The organism is Micromonospora halotolerans, assembly GCF_032108445.1.
In the GTDB taxonomy this organism is placed as follows: Bacteria; Actinomycetota; Actinomycetes; order Mycobacteriales; family Micromonosporaceae; genus Micromonospora; species Micromonospora halotolerans.
Genome location: NZ_CP134876.1, coordinates 4039498 through 4058967 on the forward strand (window position 1 = coordinate 4039498; position 19470 = coordinate 4058967).

Here is a 19470-nt window from a genome sequence, read left to right on the forward strand (position 1 = left end):
CGGGATCACCCGGCCGGGGTGGTCCGCCTCAGCGGCCCACGGTCACCTGGTTCCGCACCTCCCGGATGCCGGGCGCGTTCCACACCACCCGCTCGATGTCCGCGCGCTCACCGGCCGAGTGGACCGACCCCTCCAGCAGCACCGTGTCGCCGTGCACCCGGACGCTGATGCCCTCCGCCTCGGTGGCGCCGTTGCGGGCCAGGGCGTCCACGATCCGCTCGGCCAGGTCGCGTCCGTCGGCGCGGGCGCTCGGCCGGACGGTGATGCCGTTGCTCACCCCGCATACGCCGGTGAGCCGGGCGACCGAGCGCTCGGCGGCCCGGCGCTGGTACTCCCATTCCACCTCGCCGTGCAGGGTGACCCAGCCGTCGGCGACGGTCACGTCGAGCGCCTCGATCGGCACGAAGGCGTCCCACTCCAGAGCGCGGCTCGCCGCGACGGCGATCTCCGGGTCGCTCTTCTCGGCGGAGGTGGCGATCCGGACGGCGATGTCGTTGGCCACCGCCCGCACCCGGGGCACCCGGTGCGCGGCCCGCTCGGCGGCCCACTTCTTGGCGTAGCTGTCCACCGAACCGGCCAGCGTCACCACCCCCTCGGTGACGGTCACCCCGATCTCGTTGGGGCGTACCCGGGGTTCCCAGGTGAGCTCGTCGAGGACGGCGGACTGGATCTCCTGGTCGGTGTGGATGGTCGTGGCGGTGGCCATGCTGACTTCCTCCCGGGATCGGTTCGCGGTGCGGCGGGCCCCGCCGGCACGGAGTCCCGCAACCCCGATCCTGCGCCCACCCCGGGTGACCCGCCCTCACCCGATACGGGTGTCCCGCTTGGGAGCGCTTCCATAATCAGCGACGCAGCGGTTAAGGTGAATGCCCCTCGGCTGTGGGAGCCAGCACGCCGACGGGGAGCCCGGGCAGCTCCCCACGAACGGTCGACGTCGTCAGGGCACGCGCGTCGCTCCCCTTCCAGCACGGGCAACCGAGAGGAACCGCCCCATGCGTAGAAGTCTCGCCGGCGTGGCCGCCGCCGCGCTGGCCGCCACCGTGGCGGCCGTCGTCGTGCCGCTCGCCGCCGCACCGGTCACCCCGGCCGCCGCCGCGTCGGCCGAGCCGTACAGCTGGCGGAACGTCCGGATCGACGGGGGCGGCTTCGTCCCCGGCATCGTCTTCAACCCGAGCGAGAAGAACCTCGTCTACGCGCGCACCGACATCGGCGGGGCCTACCGCTGGGAGCAGTCGACCCAGTCCTGGACGCCGCTGCTGGACTGGGTCGGCGCCGACCGGTGGGGCTGGAACGGCGTGGTCAGCCTCGCCACCGACCCGGTGCAGACCAACCGGGTGTACGCCGCGGTCGGCATGTACACCAACGACTGGGACCCGAACAACGGGGCGATCCTGCGCTCCACCGACAAGGGCGCCACCTGGCAGGCCACCGCGCTGCCGTTCAAGAACGGCGGCAACATGCCCGGCCGCGGCATGGGGGAGCGCCTCGCCGTGGACCCCAACCGGAACAGCATCGTCTACTACGGCGCCGAGGGCGGCAACGGCCTGTGGCGCAGCACCGATTACGGCGCCACCTGGGCGAAGGTGACCAGCTTCCCCAACGCCGGCAACTACCGGGCCGACCCGAACGACAGCAGCGGCTACCAGAGCCAGAACCAGGGCCTGACCTGGGTCAGCTTCGACAAGAGCACGGGTACGGCCGGCAACGCCAGCCAGACCGTCTACGTGGGCGTGGCCGACAAGCAGAACCCGGTCTACCGGAGCACCGACGGCGGCGCCACCTGGCAGCGGATCCCCGGCCAGCCCATCGGCTACCTGGCCCACAAGGGCGTGGTGGACCCGGTCGGCGGCTACCTCTACATCGCCACCAGCGACACCGGCGGCCCGTACGACGGCGGCAAGGGCGACGTGTGGAAGTTCAACCGGGCCACCGGCGCCTGGACGCAGATCAGCCCGGTCCCGTCGTCCAGCGCGGATGCCTACTTCGGCTACGCGGGGCTGACCATCGACCGGCAGCACCCGAACACCCTGATGGTCGCCACCCAGGTCTCCTGGTGGCCGGACGCCATCTTCTGGCGCAGCACCGACGGCGGCGCCACCTGGACCCGGATCTGGGACTTCGCCAGCTATCCGAACCGCACGAAGAAGTACACGATGGACATCTCCTCGGTGCCCTGGCTGACCTTCGGCACCAACCCGTCACCGCCGGAGGAGAGCCCGAAGCTGGGCTGGATGAACGAGTCGCTGGAGATCGACCCGTTCGACAGCAACCGGATGATGTACGGCACCGGCGCCACCGTCTACGGCACCACCGACCTGACGAAGTGGGACACCGGCGGCCAGGTCACCATCCGGCCGATGGTCAGGGGGCTGGAGGAGACGGCGGTGCTCGACCTGGTCAGCCCGCCCTCGGGGGCGCCGCTGGTGAGCGCGCTCGGTGACATCGGCGGCTTCCGTCACACCGACCTGGCCGCGGTGCCGCCGACGATGTTCACCCAGCCGATCTTCACCAGCACCACGAGCCTCGACTACGCCGAGACCAGGCCGGCGGTGCTGGTCCGGGCCGGCAACTTCACCGACGCGGACCGCCCCGGCGACAGCCACGTCGCGTTCTCCACCGACGGCGGGGCGAACTGGTTCCAGGGCAGCGAGCCGTCGGGGATCAACAGCGGCGGCACGGTGGCCGCGTCCGCCGACGGCAGCCAGTTCGTCTGGGCGCCGGGCGACGCCGGTCAGCCGGTGGTCCGGTCGGTCGGCTTCGGCACCTCGTGGGCCGCCGCGACCGGCATCCCGGCCAACGCGGTCGTCGAGTCCGACCAGGTCGACCCGAACAGGTTCTACGGCGTCAGCGGCGGGCGGTTCCACGTCAGCACCAACGGCGGCGCGAGCTTCACGGCCACCGCGGCCGGCGGCCTGCCCACCACGGGGGTCAAAGTCAAGGCGGTGCCCGGCCGCCAGGGCGACGTCTGGCTGGCCGGCGAGGGCGGGCTGTGGCACTCGACCGACTCCGGCACGAGCTTCACGAAGCTGGCCGGGGTCACCTCGGCGGTCAACGTGGGCTTCGGGAAGGCCGCCCCCGGGCAGACCTATCCCGCACTGTTCACCGTCGGGACCGTCGACGGCAACCACGGCGTCTACCGGTCGGACAACGCCGGCGCGACCTGGGTGCGGATCAACGACGACCAGCACCAGTACGGCAACGCGGGCGAGGCCCTCACCGGCGACCCGCGCGTCTACGGCCGGGTCTACCTGGGCACCAACGGCCGGGGCATCCTCGTGGCGGACCGGCTCGGCGCCACGCCCGGCCCGACGCCGACCACCCCCGGTCCCTCCCCGACCACCCCGGGACCGTCCCCGACCACGCCGGGTCCGACGCCCACCTCCCCGAGCCCGTCACCCAGCTCGCCCGGCCCGTCGCCGAGCAGCGTGGGCTGCACGGCGACATACGCGGTGACGAACTCCTGGCCCGGGGGCTTCCAGAGCGAGGTGACGGTGCGCAACTCCGGCGCCGCCCCGATCGCCGGCTGGACCGTGGCCTGGACCTTCCCGGACGGCCAGAAGATCACCCAGGTCTGGAACGGGTCGTACACGCAGACCGGGTCCGCGGTGACGCTGCGGGACGCCGGCTGGAACGGCAACCTCGGCGTGGGTGGGGTCACCACAGCGGGCTTCACCGGCACGTACACCGGCGGCAACCGCGCGCCGGCCCCGTCCTGCACCGCCCGCTGACCGGACCGGGAACAGCGCGTGGCCGCCCCCGTCCCCGGGGGCGGCCACCGTCGCGTCCGGGGCTCAGCCGTCCAGGCCGGCGGGGGAGTTGGGGCGGTCGACGTCGACGAACTCGATCTCGTCGACGTCCCGCTCCCGGCTGCCGGCGGCCCGCGCGGCGGTGCCGGCGGCCCAGCCGATCGCCGCGCCGGCCAGGGCCGCGGCGATGAGCAGCGTCCAGGGCAGCGCCGGCCGACGGCCGGCGAGCGCGTCGAAGGCGAGGGTGGCCCTGCGGCGGGCCTCCTCGGCGGCCGAGCCGACCAGGTCGGTGGCGTCGTCGGCGAGGCCGGAGGAGTTGCGGCGGGCCGACCGGGCGGCGTCCCGCACGCTGTCCCCGGCGGAGCCGGCGGCGGAGAGCAGGTGCTGCCACGCCTGGTCGGCGACCCGCTCGGGCTTGCTGCGGCGGTCCAGCAGGGTGGATCCGAACATGGTGTTACCTCCTCGGGGTGCCGAAGTCCGGCGGCCAGATCGGACTCCGGGTGTCATCCGGCGCGTGACGGTTCGCTCACCGGGGCCAGTGCCCCCAGCGGAGCCGGCGCAAACCCACCGGGGTGGGCCGGGTCGCGCCGATCGGCGCGGGACCGGACGAACCACGCGGACGCGCCGGGGGCGGGTGCCACCCGGGCGTGCGCCCGCCCGCTACCCTGGGTCGGCGGATCGGCCGGGCCTACCCCGGCCGATCGACCGGTTGGGACCCCGCGCCGCGGGGAAACAGGAGCCCGAAGGTCCGGATTGGGATGCCCAGGTGTGCCCAGTACGCGAATTGCTCATCCCGAGGGGTGGCGACCGAGGCCGTCGGAGGAATACTCTCGGTCGCGGCCCGCGTACTGATGAGGCGCCCGTACGGGCGAGTGGAGGTGCTCGCGTGAGCCTGTCGATCGTGAAGTCGGTGCTGCCGGGTGGTGTGGTCCAGATCGCCCCGCGAGGGGAGATCGACGTCGACACCGCGTACGAGGTGCGGGAAGCGATCGCCGAGGTGCTCGCCAAGGGCCGGCCCTCGCGGATCGAGCTCAACATGCGGCTCGTCACCTTCATCGACTCCGTCGGCATCAGCGCCATGGTCGCCGGCTTCCAGACCTGCGAGGTCAGCGGCGTCAAGCTGGTGGTCACCGAGCCGAGCCGCTTCGTGCACCGGCAGCTCTGGGTGACCGGCCTGCTCGGCCTCTTCGGCGCGCCCGAGCCCTGGTTCGCCGACAGCACCCCCCAGGTGCTTCCCGGCGCCTGATCGACCTCACCCCTCGCTGATCGAGTCCCGCTCGCCGACCTACCGCCAGCCGGGACCTTCGACCCGTTGCCAGCCCGGCTCCGGTACGGGACGATCGTGCGAATCCACGACGGCGAGGGGGTGCCGCTTGCTCAGCAGCGACAGCTTCAGCTACACCGTGCAGGCCCGGTGCACGAGGGCCCACGCGGTGGCTCTGCTCGGCGACCTGAGTCGGCAGGGTGAGCTGCATCCGCTGATCGTCCGGGTCCGTCAACTGCCGGCCCGTCCCGGGGCGCTGGCCAGCTACGCGATCACCGACCGGCTGGCGCTCGGCCCGCTGCACTTCCCGGTCACCTACCAGGCGGACGTGCTGGTCGCCAACGAGGACGAGGTCGTGACGGTGGCGCGGCAGCAGCCGGCCACCACGGTGCGCAACCACACCCGGCTGCGCGACGAGCCGGACGGGGTGGTGCGCATCGACGTGGAGATCACCCTCTCCGCGCCGGCGCCGCTGTTCGGCTACGCCTTCCGGCAGGCCCGTGCGGCCCACCTCGGCCTGGCCAGCCGGCTCGGCGCCACCCTGGAGGGGCAGGCGTCCTGACCCGGCCACCGGCGGCGGCGCGGCTCAGCCGCGGCGCCCGGCGGACACCGGTCGCCGGACCGTCGGGCGCGCCGGCCGGAGCCGCCCCCACGGCTTGTAGGTGGACAGCACCGTCACGACGAGCAGCAGCGTGCTGGAGACGGTGGGGGCGACCACCAGGTCGACGCGCAGGTGGTCGTCGGCCGCTCCGGCCAGCTCACCGAGGTGCCGGACCCGCGGGGTGAGCAGGAGCAGCACCAGCGTGAGCACCACGGTGGTGACGGCGAACTTCACCAGCACCCAGCGCCAGCGCAGCAGCCCCCACGGGGTGAGCAGCGCGCTGGCGAGCCCGACCAGCCAGACGAGCACGCTCAGCGGGGCGAACAGCCAGGTGACCAGCAGCGCGGCGGCCGGGTAGACCACCTCGGGGTCGGCCCCGCGCAGCCCGGCCACGCCGAGGGCCAGCAGCACCAGGTCGGCGCCGAGCCACCCCAGCGAGGTGACCAGGTGCAGGATGAGCAGGGCCTTGCGCCCGGCGGGGGAGAGTCGAGTCATGCCCCCGATGCTCGGCCGTGGCGGGCGCCGCGTCGTGGGCCGCGCGGCGACACCCGGCCTACGTCGTGGCGCGTAGGCCGGGTGCCGGAGCGCGGATCAGTACACCGACAGGTGCACGTGGTTGGTGTGGTCGCTGGACGGGTCGCCGTTGCCCCCGCTGTACGACTTCCAGCCGCTGCTGGGCAGCCAGATCTGTTTGAACCAGATCACGTAGAGCACGGCGAGCGCGTCGGCGTTGCGGATGAAGTAGGCCGCGAGGTTGTTGCCGTACGTCTTGTCGCCGCCGGTGGCCACGCCGCCGAAGCCGCTCTTCTGCGCGGCGAAGTCGCAGGCCCGCCCCTTCGGGTGCTCGCCCGAGCCGCTGGGCCGGTGGCAGGAGACGTAGCGGGTGAAGCCCGCCGCCTTGGCCTGCTGGAGCGCGTGCAGCGTACGCGGGGTGATGCAGCCGTCGGCCGGGGTCGGGTCGTCGACGCTGCACGACTCCGACGGCCAGGAGCCGTCGGCGTTCCGCTTGGCCGGCTTGGCGTTGGCCGAGGAGGTGCCCTGCACGCTGCCGCCGCCGCTGCTGGACGCCCGGTTGTTCGCCACCTCCAGGGCGCGTTCGGCCTGCTGCTTGCGCTTGGCCATCACCGCGACCTGCTTGCGCTGCTCCTGGATCTCGCCGGTGAGCGCGGTCTGCGTGCGGGTCGCCTTGTCCCTGGTGTCGAGGAGGTCGCGGAGCGCCCGGTCCTCGTGCGCGGCCACCTGCTCCAGGGCCGCGGCGCGGTCCATGAAGCCCTCCGGGCTGGTGCTGCCGAGCAGCGCCGCGGCCGTGCCCAGCCGCCCGGACCGGTACGCCACCCCGGCGATCTCGCCGACCTTCGCGCCGCGCACGGTCAGCTCGGCGTTGACGGTCTTGAGCTGGGCGGTGAGTTGCTGCTGCCGGGTCACCGAGCGGTTCAGCGCGGTGCGTGCGTCCAGCCAGCCCTTGCTGGCCGCGTCGAGCTGGGCGCGCAGCGCGGGGGTGCCGCCCTCGTCGTCGCCGGGCGCGGCGGCGAGCAGGCCGGTCGGGGAAGCGGCCGTGGTCGCCGAGGCGGGGGAGACCGGCGCGGTCACGACGCCGAGGGCGAGCGTCGCGACGAGCAGGGCCGCCAACCGGGCGGCCGTCCGTCGTACAGGTGCCACTGGGGGCATTCACGTGTCCTTCCGTCAACCGCCGACCGGGTTAGCTGACGGGTTCGGGACGGAAGATCCCTACCGCTGACGCGGATGCACCCCACGAACGTGGTTCCCCGGCTCGCCCGTGCGGGCGATTAGGCGCTGGCCACCGCGGGCGCCGCTGGGCGCCGCCCGGCGGGGGCCGCGGTCGAGCCTACCGGCGCTGTGCCGGGGCGGCTCTGCTGGTGGGAGCCGGTGTCCCGGACAAAACCGGCATAGGTGCACAATAACCACTTGGATTTAAGATTGCCCTAATTACCACTCGACTGCGCCGCACGCGCCGGGAGACGCTCCGGGTTCGATCTGCAACGTGGCGTGATCGATGGAGAAGTCCTCGTGCAGGGCGGTACGGGCGGCCGTCAGCACCTCGCCGACCTCGGCGCCGGGGGCCATGGTCAGGTGCGCCGACGCCACCTCCATGCCCGAGGTGAGCGTCCAGACGTGCAGGTCGTGCACCTCGGCGACGCCGGGCACGGCGGCCAGCCGGTCGTGCACGGCGGTCACCTGGAGGTGCTCCGGGGCGGCCTGCACCAGGATCCGGACCGCGGCCCGGCCGAGCCGCCAGGTGCGGGGCAGGATGAACAGCCCGATCGCCACGGCGACCAGCGGGTCGGCCCACCACCAGTCGGTTATCGCGATGACCAGGGCGGCGCCGATCACGCCGAGCGAGCCGAGCAGGTCGCCCAGCACCTCCAGGTACGCCCCGCGCAGGTTGATGCTCTCCTCGGCGCCGGCGCGCAGCAGCGCGAACGCGCCGATGTTGGCGAGCAGGCCGAGCACCGCCACGGCGAGCATCGGCCCGGCGAGCACCTCCGGCGGCTCGCCGAACCGGCGTACCGCCTCGACCAGGACGTAGACGGCCACGGCGCCGAGCAGCACCGCGTTGGCCAGCGCGGCCAGCACCTCCAGCCGGTAGAGCCCGAAGGTGCGCTGCGGGTCGGTGTCGGCGTGCCGGGTGGCGGTGATCGCGGCGAGCGCCATGCCGATGCCGAGGACGTCGGTGAACATGTGCCCGGCGTCGGAGAGCAGGGCCAGCGATCCGGTCGCGAAGGCGGCCACCGCCTCGACCACCATCAGGGCGGTGAGCAGCGCGAAGGCGCCCCAGAGCCGACCACGGTGACGCTGCGCCGCGTTGGCCACCGCGCCGCTGTGGTCATGACCTGCGCCCACGCCCACACCCTCTCGTCCGCCGCCCCGGCCGGGCTCAATCTATGCTCACATCGCTATGTGTGCAAGTGAACGCCGGACGAGGCGCCGTCGTCACCCGACCGGGTCGAGCGTGGTGAGCCGCTGGGTGGCCCGGGAGAGCGCCACGTACAGGGTCCGGACCCCCGACCCCGGATCGGCCCGGATCTCGCTCGGGGCCACCAGCACCACCCCGTCGTACTCCATGCCCTTGGCCTGGAGGCTGGTCACCACCTGGAGCCGGCCGCCCAGGTCGCCCAGCCACCCGGCCACCTCGTCCCGGCGCGGCACCGGCGTGATCACGCCCACCGTGCCCTCGACCTCCGCGAGCAGCGCGCGCGCCGCCGCCGCGGTGGCGTCGGGCAGGTCGGCGGCGGGCACCGTCCGCTCGACGGGGGCCACGCCGGTGGAACGGACCGCGGTGGGCAGCGCCAGATCCGGGTGTACGCGGTGGATCTCCGCGGCCGCCACGGCGAAGATCTCCGCCGAGTTGCGGTAGTTGGTGGTCAGCTCGTACCGGTGGCGGCGGCGCCGGCCCAGCGCCTGGTCCCGGGCCCGGGCCAGCTCCTGCGGGTCGCCGGTCCAGGCGGTCTGCGCCGGGTCGCCCACCACCGTCCAGGAGGCCAGCCGGCCGCGCCGGCCGACCATCCGCCACTGCATCGGCGAGACGTCCTGCGACTCGTCGACGACCACGTGAGCGTAGTCGCGGTAGTCCTCCGGGCGCTCCCGGGCGGCGGCCCGGGCGGCGCGCTGCCGGTCGGCGGCCGTGCTCAGCTCCCGGACGCCGCCGGCCAGCAGGAACGGGTCCCGCTTCTGCCTCGCCCGCTGCACCGGCCGGCCGAGCAGCGCGTCCAGCTCGTCCAGCAGCGCCACGTCGGCGATCGTCAGCCCCTCCCCGTCCAGGCTCCGGTACGCCTCGGTCAGCAGCCGGATCTCGGCACCGGACAGGACGCCCCCGGCGTACCGGCGCAGCCGCTCCGGGCGCGCCAGCCAGCCCAGCACGTGGCGGGGGTGCAGCCGCGGCCACCAGGCCTTGAGGAACTCCCGGAACTCCGGCCGCTCGATGATCTCGTCCTCGAACGCGGGCTGCTCCGGGAGCCGGCCGATCCGCAGCCGGCGGGCCTGCGCCCAGAGCGCGGCGAGGACCGCGTCGAAGGCCGCCCGGCGCACCTCGTTGCGGCGCGCGCCGCGCGACAGCGTCCGGTCCCGGATGGCGTCCAGCTCCGCCCGCTCCAGCCGGAGCAGCTCACCCCGGTAGAGCAGGCGCAGCTCGCCGGGGGAGTCGGGCACCGCGTCCCGGACCGCCCGCTCCAGCACCCGGCGCATCCGCAGCGACCCCTTCACGGCCGCCACCTCGGGCGGGTCCGTCCGGTTCGCCGACACGCCGGGGAAGAGGGAACCCAGCGAGTGCAGGGTGGCCGTCTCCTCGCCGAGCGAAGGGAGCACCGAGGCGATGTACTGGACGAACACGCTCGACGGGCCGACCACCAGGATGCCGCCGCCGGCGTACCGGGCGCGGTCGGAATAGAGCAGGTACGCGGCCCGGTGCAGGGCCACCGCCGTCTTGCCGGTGCCCGGGCCGCCGGAGACGATCGTGACCCCGCTGGCGGGGGACCGGATCGCCTCGTCCTGCTCCCGCTGGATGGTGGCGACGATGTCCCGCATGCCGTGGCCGGTGGCCCGGGACAGGGTGGCCAGCAGCGCGCCGTCGCCGACCACGGCCATCTCCGGCGGCGCCGACTCCGGGTCCAGCAGGTCGTCCTCGATCCGGGTGACCTGCTCCGCGGACGACTGGATCGTGCGCCGCCGCACCACGCCCTGCGGATCGGCGGGGGTGGCCTGGTAGAACGCGGCGGCGGCCGGCGCACGCCAGTCCACCACCAGCGTCTCGGCGTTCTCCCCGCGCACGCCGAGGCGCCCCACGTGCAGCACCTGCCCGGTACGCAGGTCCAGCCGGCCGAAGACCAGCCCCTCGTGCTCGGCGTCCAGCACGTGCCGGCGCTGCGCGGCGTGGAAGACCATCGCGTCCCGCTCGACCAGCGCGCCGAAGTTGCCGACCCGGGCGAGCCGGTAGCCCTCCCGCTCGGCGTCGGCGGCCGACCGACGCAGTTCGGCCAGCCGGGCGTACACCCGGTCGAGATGCCGTTGTTCGACGGCGATCTCCCGTTCCAGGGTGGTCTGGTCGCTCAACGCGGGGGCTCCTGTGGTCAGACGGCGCGGCTGAATGAGGGTACGGGCCTCCGACCCGGCCCGTGTCGGGGCCATGCCGCTGCCCGCCGCCGCCCGTCCGGGTTGCCCGTTATCCGGGCGTTCCCACCCGCTGCCCGGCCGTTCCCGCGTCCGTCCCCGAGAGCACCTGGTGCAGCACCCCGGCGACGGCCGCGGTCACCTCGTCGGGGCGTTCCATCATCAGCATGTGGCCGGCGCCCGGGCAGACGGTCAGCTCGGTGGTCGGCAGCGCCGCGGCGATCGACTCGGCGCACGGCGGCGGGGTGAGCCGGTCCCGGTCGCCGACCAGCGCGGCGGCCGGCAGCCGGCCGAGCGCCGCGAGGGTGTCCAGCCGGTGCTGGGCCCCGATCGAGGCGCGGAACCCGCCGATCGAGCGCAGCGAGGCGTGCGCCACCGCCGAGGTGACCAGCCGGATGTCGGCGGGGTCGCAGCGGTCGCCGAAGAGCATCCAGCGGATGCTGGGGCGCAGCGCGCGCAGCAGCGCGTGCGGCGGGCGCCAGGCGCCGCACCGGGCCAGCACCCCGGCGCCGGTGGTCTCGGCCAGCCGGATCAGCCGGGCGATGCGGGGGGAGAGCCCGTAGGCGGTGTGGGTGTGCCCCTCGGCGGTGGTCGAGACGAAGACCAGGCCGGCGACGCGGGCGGCGAAGCGGTCGGGGTGGCGGTGGGCGAACTCCATCACGGTCATCCCGCCCATCGAGTGCCCGATGAGCACGATCGGGCCGGACGGGACGAGCTGGTCGACCACCGCGGCCAGGTCGTCGCCGAGCTGGGCCAGGGTGGCGGTGCGCAGCGCCATGCAGCTCGACCGGCCGTGCCCCCGGGCGTCGTAGGTGAGCACCCGGATCCGGTCGCCCCACCGGTCGCGCAGGCCGGCGAGCTGGCGGTGCCAGCTGCGACCGTCCAGCGTCCAGCCGTGCAGCAGGACGGCGGTGACCTCGGCGTCGACCGGCCCGGTCGCCGTCACGTGCAGGCGTACGCCGTCGGGAAGTCGCACCTCCAGGTGCTCCGGCATGTTCCACCTCCCCGGGCCGACCGGTGACCGCGCACCGGAGTGACCCGGTGGTGACACCGGCGTACCCCTCATGACAGCACGGCAACCGGGGTGGTGAGAAGATTCCCAACCCCGCCTCGCGGCGTCGGATCGGTGACCAGGCTGGAGGGCATGCCGCCCACCCCCGCCGCCCGGACGCCCCGGGCCGCCCTGGCCGAGCTGCTCTCCGGCAACCGGCGCTTCGTCAGCGGGCAGCCGGTGCACGGCCACGACGTCACGGCCGCCGCCGCGGTGGCCTCGGGCGACCAGCAGCCGTACGCCGTGGTGCTCGGCTGCATCGACTCGCGGGTGCCGCTGGAGGCGATCTTCGACCAGACGTTCGGCTCGATCTGCGTGATCCGCACCGGCGCGCACGTGCTCGACCGGGCCGTCCGCGGCTCGATCGAGTACGTGGTGGGGCAGCTCGGTGTGCGGCTCGTGATGGTGCTCGGCCACGAGCGCTGCGGCGCGGTGGGCTCGGCGGTCGAGGCGCTGCGCAGCGGGCACCGGCCGGGCGGCGCGCTGGGCTACGTGGTGGACCGGATCACGCCGGCGGTCCACGAGGTCGGCGTGGACGACCCGGACGCCCACCCGCTCGCCGTCCGCCGGCACGTCCGGCGCACGGTGGCCGCCCTGCGCGCCGACGACCTGCTGGCCGGCCCGGTGGCGGCCGGCGAGGTGGCCGTGGTCGGCGCCCTGTACGACCTGGCCACCGGCGAGGTGGCGCTGCTGCCCGGGGAGTGAGGAGAGACAGAACCGCCCGCCGGGGTGACCCCCGGCGGGCGGTTCGTGGTGTCGCGGGTGAGGGCTCAGCCCTCGAAGACGCCGGCCTCGACGAGACGCTTCTCGGTCTTGTCCCAGCCGTGGTCCGGGTGGGTGGCGGCGAGAGCGTTGATCTCGGCGCGGACCTTGGCGGCGTGGCCGGCGGCGGCCAGCACCCGGATCTCCTCGACGAAGGCCTCGGAGTCGGTGCGCAGGTGCGCGGTCTTGCCGTTGGTCAGGTTGCGCACGTAGGCGTGCTTGCCGCCGTTGAGCGGGATCAGGTACTTGAACTCGCCCAGCACGCTGAGGGCGCCACCCTGGCCAGCCTGGCCGGCCCGGACTGACGCGCGCGCGGTCTTAGAGGTGTTGCTCGCCACGGAGGTACTCCTTGCAGACGTACGGGAGGACGGAAACCGTCCGGGGGCTGAATGTGCGGTTGACGCCCGGGGTGAGCGTCAGCCCGCGAAGACGTGCGGCGGCACAGAACCGCCCAGAGAACTGTACACGACCCCGACGCCTGGCTGGTCGTCGCGCCGTCAGGGAGCACAACCAGGTCAACCTCCCGGGTATTTCCCGGTCACCGGCACCGGCGAATTTTCCGATTCGCTGGCGCACCATCCGTCACACAGGTCATCATGTGTTGCAGAGGCCACTCGCGTGGACGAGGTCGTAGGGGAAGACGCACCTCGGCTCACCGGGAGGTCACCGTGCCAACGCGTGGCGTCGTATACGTCCACTCGACCCCGCTCGCCGTGTGCTCACACGTCGAGTGGGCGATCGCGCGCGTCCTCGCCGCGCCGGTCAACCTGCACTGGACGGCCCAGCCCGTCGATCCCGGGGCGCGGCGCGCCGAGTGCGGGTGGACCGGCAGCCCGGGGACGGGCGCCGAACTGGCTGCTGCCCTCCGGCAGTGGCCCATGATTCGTTTCGAGGTCACCGAGGAGCCCAGCGCGGGGGTCGACGGCGAGCGCTTCATGTACGTCCCGGGGCGCGGCCTGTTCCGGGCCACCGTGGGCGCGGCCGGTGACATCCAGCTCGGCGAGGATCGGCTGCGCGGCATCATGGCCGCCGCCCGGGCCCCGGAGGCGCTCGCGCACGCCCTGGACAAGGCACTCGGCACCGCCTGGGACGCCGAGCTGGAGCCCTACCGGTACGCCGGTGACGGCGCGCCCGTGACACTGCTCACCCGGGTGGGCTGACGGAAGGTCAAGTTGCCCCGATACGGTGGGGCGCGTGTCGATTTCCCCGCGCCGCACCTGCGTCGCGCTCGCCGCACTGACCGCGCTGCTCGTCTCCGGGTGTTCGGGTGAGCCCGAACGGCCCCGACCGACCCCGTCGAGCCCGGCGCCGGTCCCGTCGTCGGCCGCCCCCGCCCCGACCGGCGCCGACCCGGCCGCCCGGGCGGCCGCCCTGGTGGCGACGCTCTCCGACGAGGATCTCGTCGGCCAGGTGCTGATGCCCTACGCGTACGGCAGCTCGGCGACGAAGGTCTCGCCCGGGTCGGCGGCCGGCAACCGGGCCCTGGCCGGGGTCGACACCCCCGCGGAGATGGTCGCGAAGTACCGCCTCGGCGGGCTCATCCTGGTCGGCTTCAGCGCCGACGACCCCACCTCGGGCAACCAGGAGACCACCAACGTCGACAACCCGAAGCAGGTCCGCGCGCTGACCGACGGGCTGCGCGCGGCCGCCGGCCGGCTGCCCGCCGGGCCCGCCCCCTTCCTGATCGGCACCGACCAGGAGTACGGCGTGGTCACCCGGATCACCGACGGGGTGACCCTGCTGCCCAGCCCGCTCGCCGCCGGCGCCGCCGGCAACCCGGCGCTCACCGAGGCCGCCTGGCGGGCCGCCGGCGCCGAGCTGGCCGCCATGGGCGTCAACCTGGACTTCGCCCCGGTCGCCGACGTGCTGGCCACCCGCAGCACGGTGATCGGCTCCCGCTCCTTCGGCGCCGACCCGACGACCGCCTCGGCGCAGGTGGCCGGCGCGGTCCGGGGGTTGCAGGCCGAGGGCGTCGGTGCCGCCGTCAAGCACTTCCCCGGGCACGGGCTGACCGCCGCCGACTCGCACACCGACCTCCCGGTGGTCGGGCAGTCCCGCGCCGTGCTGGACCGCACCGCGTTCCCGCCGTTCCACGCCGGGATCGACGCCGGCGCCATGGCGGTGATGTCCGCCCACCTGGACGTCAAGGCGGTCGACCCGGGCACACCGGCCACGTTCTCCCACAAGCTCCTCACCGACGTGCTCCGCGGCCAGCTCGGCTTCCAGGGCGTGGTGATCACCGACGGGATGAACATGGCGCCGGCCAAGCGGTGGTCGCCCGGCGAGGCCGCGGTCCGCGCGCTGAACGCCGGCAACGACCTCATCCTCATGACCCCGAACGTGGGCCAGGCGTACGACGGGCTGCGTGCCGCGCTCAAGGACGGCTCGCTGCCCCGGACCCGGCTCGTGGAGGCGGTCACCCGGGTGCTGACCATGAAGTTCAAGCTGGCCGACCGGCCGGCGCCGGCGCTGTCGACGCTGGACAGCCCCGAGCACCGGAAGGCCGCCGCCGACCTGGCCGCCGCCGCGGTGACCATGCTGCGCGGCCGGTGCGGCAGCCCGGTGGCCGGCCCGGTCACCGTCACCTCCGCCAAGGGACGGGACGGCACCCGGGCCGCGCTGACCGCCGCGCTCACCGCCGCCGGGGTGAAGGTCGTGCCCAGCGGCGGCACGGTCGTGCACCTCGTCGGGTACGGCGACGGGAGCGCGGACCTGAACGCCGACGCGGACGTGACGGTGGCCATGGACACCCCGTACGTGCTGGCCGGGGCGAAGTCACCGACCCTGCTGGCCACCTACTCGTCCACCCGGACGTCGATGACCGCGCTGGCCGCGGTGCTCGCCGGCAAGGCCCGCCCGACCGGCCACTCGCCGGTGAAGGTGTCCGGCCTGCCCGCCACCACCTGCGGCACCTGATCGGGGTGGCTGCTCCGCGACCGACCCGCCCTGACCTGCCCGGCTGGTAGCGTCGGCCCGGTCCGCCGCCAGGGAATCCGGGGGTCGAGTGCCGTGACCGCGCCGCAGCCGGCCCTGTCCGTCGTGGTGCCGATGTTCAACGAGGAGGCCGTCCTCCCGCTGTTCGCCGTCCGGCTGCGCGGCGTGCTTGACGGGCTCGGCGAGGCGTACGAGGTGGTGGCCGTCGACGACGGCAGCACCGACGCCACCGGCGCGGCGCTGGCCGCGCTGCGGGTCGGCTGGCCCGAGCTGCGGGTGCTCCGGTTGCGCCGCAACAGCGGGCACCAGGTCGCCCTGCACGCCGGCCTGCTCCGCGCCCGGGGCGCGTACGTGGTCAGCATCGACGCCGACCTCCAGGACCCGCCCGAGGTGATCGTCGAGCTGCTGTGCCGGGCCCGCGCCGACGGCGTGGACGTGGTCTACGCCGTGCGGGCCGACCGCAGCCGGGACACCCGGTTCAAGCGGTGGAGCGCGGGCGGGTACTACCGCCTGGTCCGGCGGCTGGTCGGCGAGCAGGTCCCCGCCCAGGCCGGCGACTTCCGGCTGCTCGGCCGGGCCGCCGTGGAGGCGCTGCGGGAGCTGCCCGAGCGCAGCCCGGTGCTCCGGCTGGTGGTGCCCTGGCTCGGCTTCCCCAGCGCCGAGGTGACCTACGAGCGGCAGGAACGCGCCGCCGGCCGCACGAAGTACCCGCTGTCCCGGATGGCCGGGCTGGCCGCCGAGAGCGTCACCAGCTTCTCCGCCGCGCCCCTGCGGGTGGCCACCTGGCTGGGCCTGGTGGGCGTGGCGGTCTGCGGGGTGCTGGTGGTGGCGGCGCTGCTGGCCTGGTTCGCCGGCGCCACGGTCACCGGCTGGCCCTCGCTCTACGTGGCGATCCTCTTCCTCGGCGCCGTGCAGCTGCTCTGCCTCGGCCTGCTCGGCGAGTACGTGGCCCGGATCTACACGGCCGTGCAGGGCCGGCCCGCGTACCTGGTGGCCGGCGACAGCGCCGCCGCCGGGCCGGCCCACCCGGACCCCGCCGAGCTGGCCGACAGCCTGCGGTGACCGCCCTCGCCGCCGGCGCCACCCCGGCGGCCGTCGACCCGCGCCGCCGTCCGGCCGGCCTGCGGTGGGCCCCGGCCGTCGCCGGGTACGCCGCCGTCGTCGCCGTGCTGCTCGCCGCCGGCACCCCGGCCGGCGCGATCGCCCGGTGGACCGCGTACGCGGCGCTGGCCGTGCTGCTCCCCGGCACACTGGTGTTCCGCGCGCTGCGCCGCCGGCCGCACACCCTGGTCGAGGACCTGGCCATGGGCGCGGCCGTCGGCCTGGTGCTGGAGCTGGTCGCGTGGGCCGCGTTCACCGCGGTCGGGCTGCCCGGCTGGCTGCGGCTCTGGCCGCTCGCCGTGGTGGTGCCCTTCGCCGCCGTGCCCCGGCTGCGCCGGCACTGGCGGGTCCGGTACCCGACCGTGGCGCCGGCGGGGTGGGCCTGGTCGCTGGCCGGGGTGGTGGCCGGCTTCACCCTCTACCTGTACGGCTCGTTCCTCGCGGTCAACCCGGTGCTGCCCACCGACGAGGGTCAGGCCCAGTACATCGACCTGGCGTTCCAGCTCACCCTCGCCGGGGCGGCCACCCACCAGGTGCCGCCCGAGGTGCCGCAGGTTGCCGGTGAGCCGCTGCACTACCACTGGTTCGGTTTCGCCCACCTGGCCGCCACCAGCCTGGTCAGCGGGGTGGACCTGCCGACGGTGCTGTTCCGGCTGGCCGTGCCCGCGCTCTGCGCGCTCGCCGCCGTGCTGGTGGCCGTGGTCGGCTGGCGGATCAGCGGCCGGCCGTACGCCGGGGTGGTGGCCGCCGCGCTGCTGTTCACCGTCGGCGAGTTCGGCTTCGAGAACGGCTGGCGGCAGCTCTTCGGCAGCCAGGCCACCTTCATCGTCTGGGGCAGCCCGTCGATGACGTACAGCTGGGTGCTGCTGCTGCCGCTGGTCGCCGCGCTCGGTGAGCTCGCCGGCCGGGCCCGCGGGGTGACCGTGCCCGCGCTGGGCCGCGGCGCCTGGGCGCTGGCGGTCCTCTTCCTGGCCGCGTCGACCGGCGCCAAGGCCAGTTCGCTGCCGGTGGTGCTGGCCGCGCTCGGTCTCACCGCCGCGGTGACGCTGGTGGCCCGCCGCCGGCTGCCCCGGGCCGTGCTCGTCGCCGCCGGGCTGGCCCTGGCCGCGCAGGTGTTCGCCACCGCCGTGCTGTTCGCCTTCGAGAGCCACGGGGTGGTCCTGGACCCGTTCTCGGGGCTGCGCCCGTACGTGCCGACCGGCCGGCCCGCCGGGGTCACCGCGCTGTGGTGGGTGCTCGTGGCGGTGGCGTTCCTGCTGAACCTCCAGCTCCGGGTGGCCGGTGCCCTGGCCTTGCTCCGGCCGCGCCGGTGGCGGCTGGAGCCGGTGCAGGTGTTCCTGCTCGGTGGCGCGCTGGCCGGCCCGGCGATCTACCTGCTCGTCGGTCATCCCGGCAGCAGCAACCAGTACTTCACCCGGACCGGGTTCGCCTTCGGGGTGCTGCTCTCCGGGTGGGGCTGGGCCGAGGTGGCCGAGTGGGCCGCCCTCTCCCCCCGGGGGCGGTGGCTGCTCGGTGCCGGCGCCGCCGGGTTCGCCGCGCTGCTCACCGCGGTGCAGCTCCACTCCGCGGCCAGCTCGCCGGCCGTCCCCGCGTACGCCCCGGTGCTGCCGTTGCTGCGCTGGGCGGCCGTGCTGGCCGTGCCGGCGGTGCTGGTGGCCCTGTGCTGGCCCGCGCTGGTCGGGCGCTGGCCCGGGCTGGCCGGCCGGGGCGGGCTCGTGCTGCTCACCGCCGTGCTGACCGCCGGGGCGCCGGGGCTGGTGCTGGACGCGACCGCGACCCGGGAGTACCCGAACGGCGGGGCGTACCCGGTGGTGGCGATGCCCGCCTCCCGGGTCGAGGCGGCCCGCTGGGTGCGGGCGCACAGCGCGCCGGACGACGTGCTCGCCACCAACGCCCACTGCCGGGAGGTGGTGGACGGGTGGTGCGACGCCCGGTCGTTCTGGCTGAGCGGCTACGCCGAGCGGTCGGTGCTGGTCGAGGGGTGGGCGTTCGCGCCCCGGATGGTCGGCCGGCCCGACGGCCCGTACGCGCCGTTCTGGGACGCCGACCGGCAGCGCGCCAACGACGTGGCCTTCACCGCACCCACGGCCGCCGGCCTGGCCGCCCTGCGCGACCGGTACGGGGTGCGCTGGCTGGTGGTGGACCGGCAGGTCGGCCCCGAGGCGCCGGCCCTGCGGACCCTCGCCGACCTGCGCTTCGAGAACGCGCGGACGGCCGTCTACCGGCTCCGTTGACCCCGGCTCACTCCCGGTTGTTCTTGGCGGTCTGCTTGGCCAGCTGGTACGCCGGCAGCATGGCCAGGTGCTCCTCGTCGTCCGCTCCGCCGAGGGTCAGCAGGTAGCGCCCCCAGATGGTCGAGACCAGGATGGCCCGCTCCCGGGTGCCGCCCGGCCCCACGAAGCTCGCCTCGTAGGCATCGAGCGGGCCGGCCTTCGTCCGGCGGTACTGCCGCTGGGTGGCTTCGCCGTACGCGTCGAGGAACTTGTCCATCGTGTACTGCTGGCTGAGGCCCGCATCGGCGTCCCAGACGCGCAGGAAGCCGAGGTGCCCGGCGGGTTTGCCGTCGATCTCGCACATCGGCACGGCGTCGCCGATCGCGGCGTCCCGGCCGGCCGTCACCGCCTTCGCCCGCCACTTCGCCGGGATCGAGAAGATGATTCCCATCGGGCACGGGCTCGCCTTGCCGCCGATCTCACCGGCGGCCTCGATCGGGGCCACCTCGTCGTACCAGGGCGGTCCGGCGACGACGGGTGAGCCGGTCGGGCTCGGTGCCGTCGAGGCCGTCGCCGCTGGCCGCGGCTTCCCGTCGCCGCAGCCGGCCATCCCGGCAAGGGCCAGCACGGCCACCATGGCAGTGGCGGTACGTCGCCGCATTTCCGTCCTCCTG

General features: G+C 74.7%; 17 protein-coding genes and 1 riboswitch. Of the genes, 8 read left to right on the forward strand and 9 right to left on the reverse strand.

From position 1 onward, the window contains the following. Positions 1-28 precede the first annotated feature (28 nt). Entirely contained in the window at positions 29-706 is a 678-nt protein-coding gene (locus RMN56_RS19240) for a BON domain-containing protein (RefSeq protein WP_313718850.1), read from the reverse strand. Positions 707-992: 286 nt separating this feature from the next. Between RMN56_RS19240 and RMN56_RS19245 the strand changes: the two genes are divergently transcribed. After that, positions 993-3728: a cellulose binding domain-containing protein gene (locus tag RMN56_RS19245; RefSeq protein ID WP_313718851.1), complete on the forward strand. Its 2736-nt coding sequence runs from the start codon at positions 993-995 to the stop codon at positions 3726-3728. A gap of 63 nt (positions 3729-3791) precedes the next feature. Here the strand turns inward: RMN56_RS19245 and RMN56_RS19250 are convergent, their stop codons facing one another. After that, positions 3792-4196: a hypothetical protein gene (locus tag RMN56_RS19250; protein WP_313718853.1), complete on the reverse strand. Its 405-nt coding sequence runs from the start codon at positions 4194-4196 to the stop codon at positions 3792-3794. 436 nt (positions 4197-4632) lie between these two features. Here RMN56_RS19250 and RMN56_RS19255 point away from each other — a divergent pair, with 436 nt between their 5' ends. Then, on the forward strand, positions 4633-4992 hold the full coding sequence (locus RMN56_RS19255; protein ID WP_313718855.1) for an STAS domain-containing protein: 360 nt from the start codon (positions 4633-4635) through the stop codon (positions 4990-4992). A gap of 127 nt (positions 4993-5119) precedes the next feature. Continuing rightward, positions 5120-5572 carry an SRPBCC family protein gene (locus RMN56_RS19260; protein WP_262282193.1) on the forward strand — a complete coding sequence of 151 codons (453 nt, stop codon included), beginning with the start codon at positions 5120-5122 and terminating at the stop codon, positions 5570-5572. Between the two features lie 24 nt (positions 5573-5596). Here the strand turns inward: RMN56_RS19260 and RMN56_RS19265 are convergent, their stop codons facing one another. From RMN56_RS19265 to RMN56_RS19285, 5 genes are all read right to left on the reverse strand, one after another. Further along, positions 5597-6106 (reverse strand): hypothetical protein, encoded by a 510-nt coding sequence (locus RMN56_RS19265; RefSeq protein ID WP_313718856.1) that lies wholly within the window; start codon positions 6104-6106, stop codon positions 5597-5599. Between the two features lie 96 nt (positions 6107-6202). Further along, positions 6203-7279 (reverse strand): coiled-coil domain-containing protein, encoded by a 1077-nt coding sequence (locus RMN56_RS19270; RefSeq protein WP_313718857.1) that lies wholly within the window; start codon positions 7277-7279, stop codon positions 6203-6205. Between the two features lie 5 nt (positions 7280-7284). After that, a riboswitch (cyclic di-AMP (ydaO/yuaA leader) is annotated at positions 7285-7415 on the reverse strand. A gap of 143 nt (positions 7416-7558) precedes the next feature. Further along, entirely contained in the window at positions 7559-8473 is a 915-nt protein-coding gene (locus RMN56_RS19275) for a cation diffusion facilitator family transporter (RefSeq protein WP_313718858.1), read from the reverse strand. A gap of 90 nt (positions 8474-8563) precedes the next feature. Then, positions 8564-10678: a HelD family protein gene (locus tag RMN56_RS19280; RefSeq protein ID WP_313718860.1), complete on the reverse strand. Its 2115-nt coding sequence runs from the start codon at positions 10676-10678 to the stop codon at positions 8564-8566. Positions 10679-10787: 109 nt separating this feature from the next. After that, complete coding sequence (locus RMN56_RS19285; protein WP_313718862.1) at positions 10788-11729, reverse strand: alpha/beta fold hydrolase; 942 nt, start codon at positions 11727-11729, stop codon at positions 10788-10790. A gap of 132 nt (positions 11730-11861) precedes the next feature. On the opposite strand from RMN56_RS19285, the gene RMN56_RS19290 reads away from it, so the two are divergent. Continuing rightward, positions 11862-12491 carry a carbonic anhydrase gene (locus RMN56_RS19290; RefSeq protein WP_376787204.1) on the forward strand — a complete coding sequence of 210 codons (630 nt, stop codon included), beginning with the start codon at positions 11862-11864 and terminating at the stop codon, positions 12489-12491. A gap of 65 nt (positions 12492-12556) precedes the next feature. Here the strand turns inward: RMN56_RS19290 and RMN56_RS19295 are convergent, their stop codons facing one another. Beyond that, complete coding sequence (locus RMN56_RS19295) at positions 12557-12886, reverse strand: hypothetical protein (RefSeq protein WP_151463449.1); 330 nt, start codon at positions 12884-12886, stop codon at positions 12557-12559. A 330-nt stretch (positions 12887-13216) separates the two neighbouring features. Between RMN56_RS19295 and RMN56_RS19300 the strand changes: the two genes are divergently transcribed. The 4 genes from RMN56_RS19300 (at position 13217) to RMN56_RS19315 (ending at position 18817) form a co-directional block, all read left to right on the forward strand. Then, a complete protein-coding gene (locus tag RMN56_RS19300; protein ID WP_262282200.1) occupies positions 13217-13708 on the forward strand; it encodes a DUF3145 domain-containing protein in 492 nt (163 codons plus the stop codon). A 25-nt stretch (positions 13709-13733) separates the two neighbouring features. After that, the gene (locus RMN56_RS19305; RefSeq protein ID WP_313718863.1) at positions 13734-15464 is read left to right on the forward strand and encodes a glycoside hydrolase family 3 protein; all 1731 of its coding nucleotides are present in this window, start codon (positions 13734-13736) and stop codon (positions 15462-15464) included. Between the two features lie 93 nt (positions 15465-15557). After that, positions 15558-16544, forward strand: coding sequence for a glycosyltransferase family 2 protein (locus tag RMN56_RS19310; protein WP_313718864.1), 987 nt, complete (start codon positions 15558-15560; stop codon positions 16542-16544). Then, positions 16541-18817, forward strand: coding sequence for a hypothetical protein (locus RMN56_RS19315; RefSeq protein ID WP_313718865.1), 2277 nt, complete (start codon positions 16541-16543; stop codon positions 18815-18817). Before RMN56_RS19310 ends, RMN56_RS19315 begins: the two co-directional genes overlap by 4 nt. Positions 18818-18824: 7 nt before the next feature. On the opposite strand, the gene RMN56_RS19320 is transcribed toward RMN56_RS19315, so the two are convergent. Then, positions 18825-19457: a lipoprotein gene (locus tag RMN56_RS19320; RefSeq protein ID WP_313718866.1), complete on the reverse strand. Its 633-nt coding sequence runs from the start codon at positions 19455-19457 to the stop codon at positions 18825-18827. Positions 19458-19470: the final 13 nt, after the last annotated feature.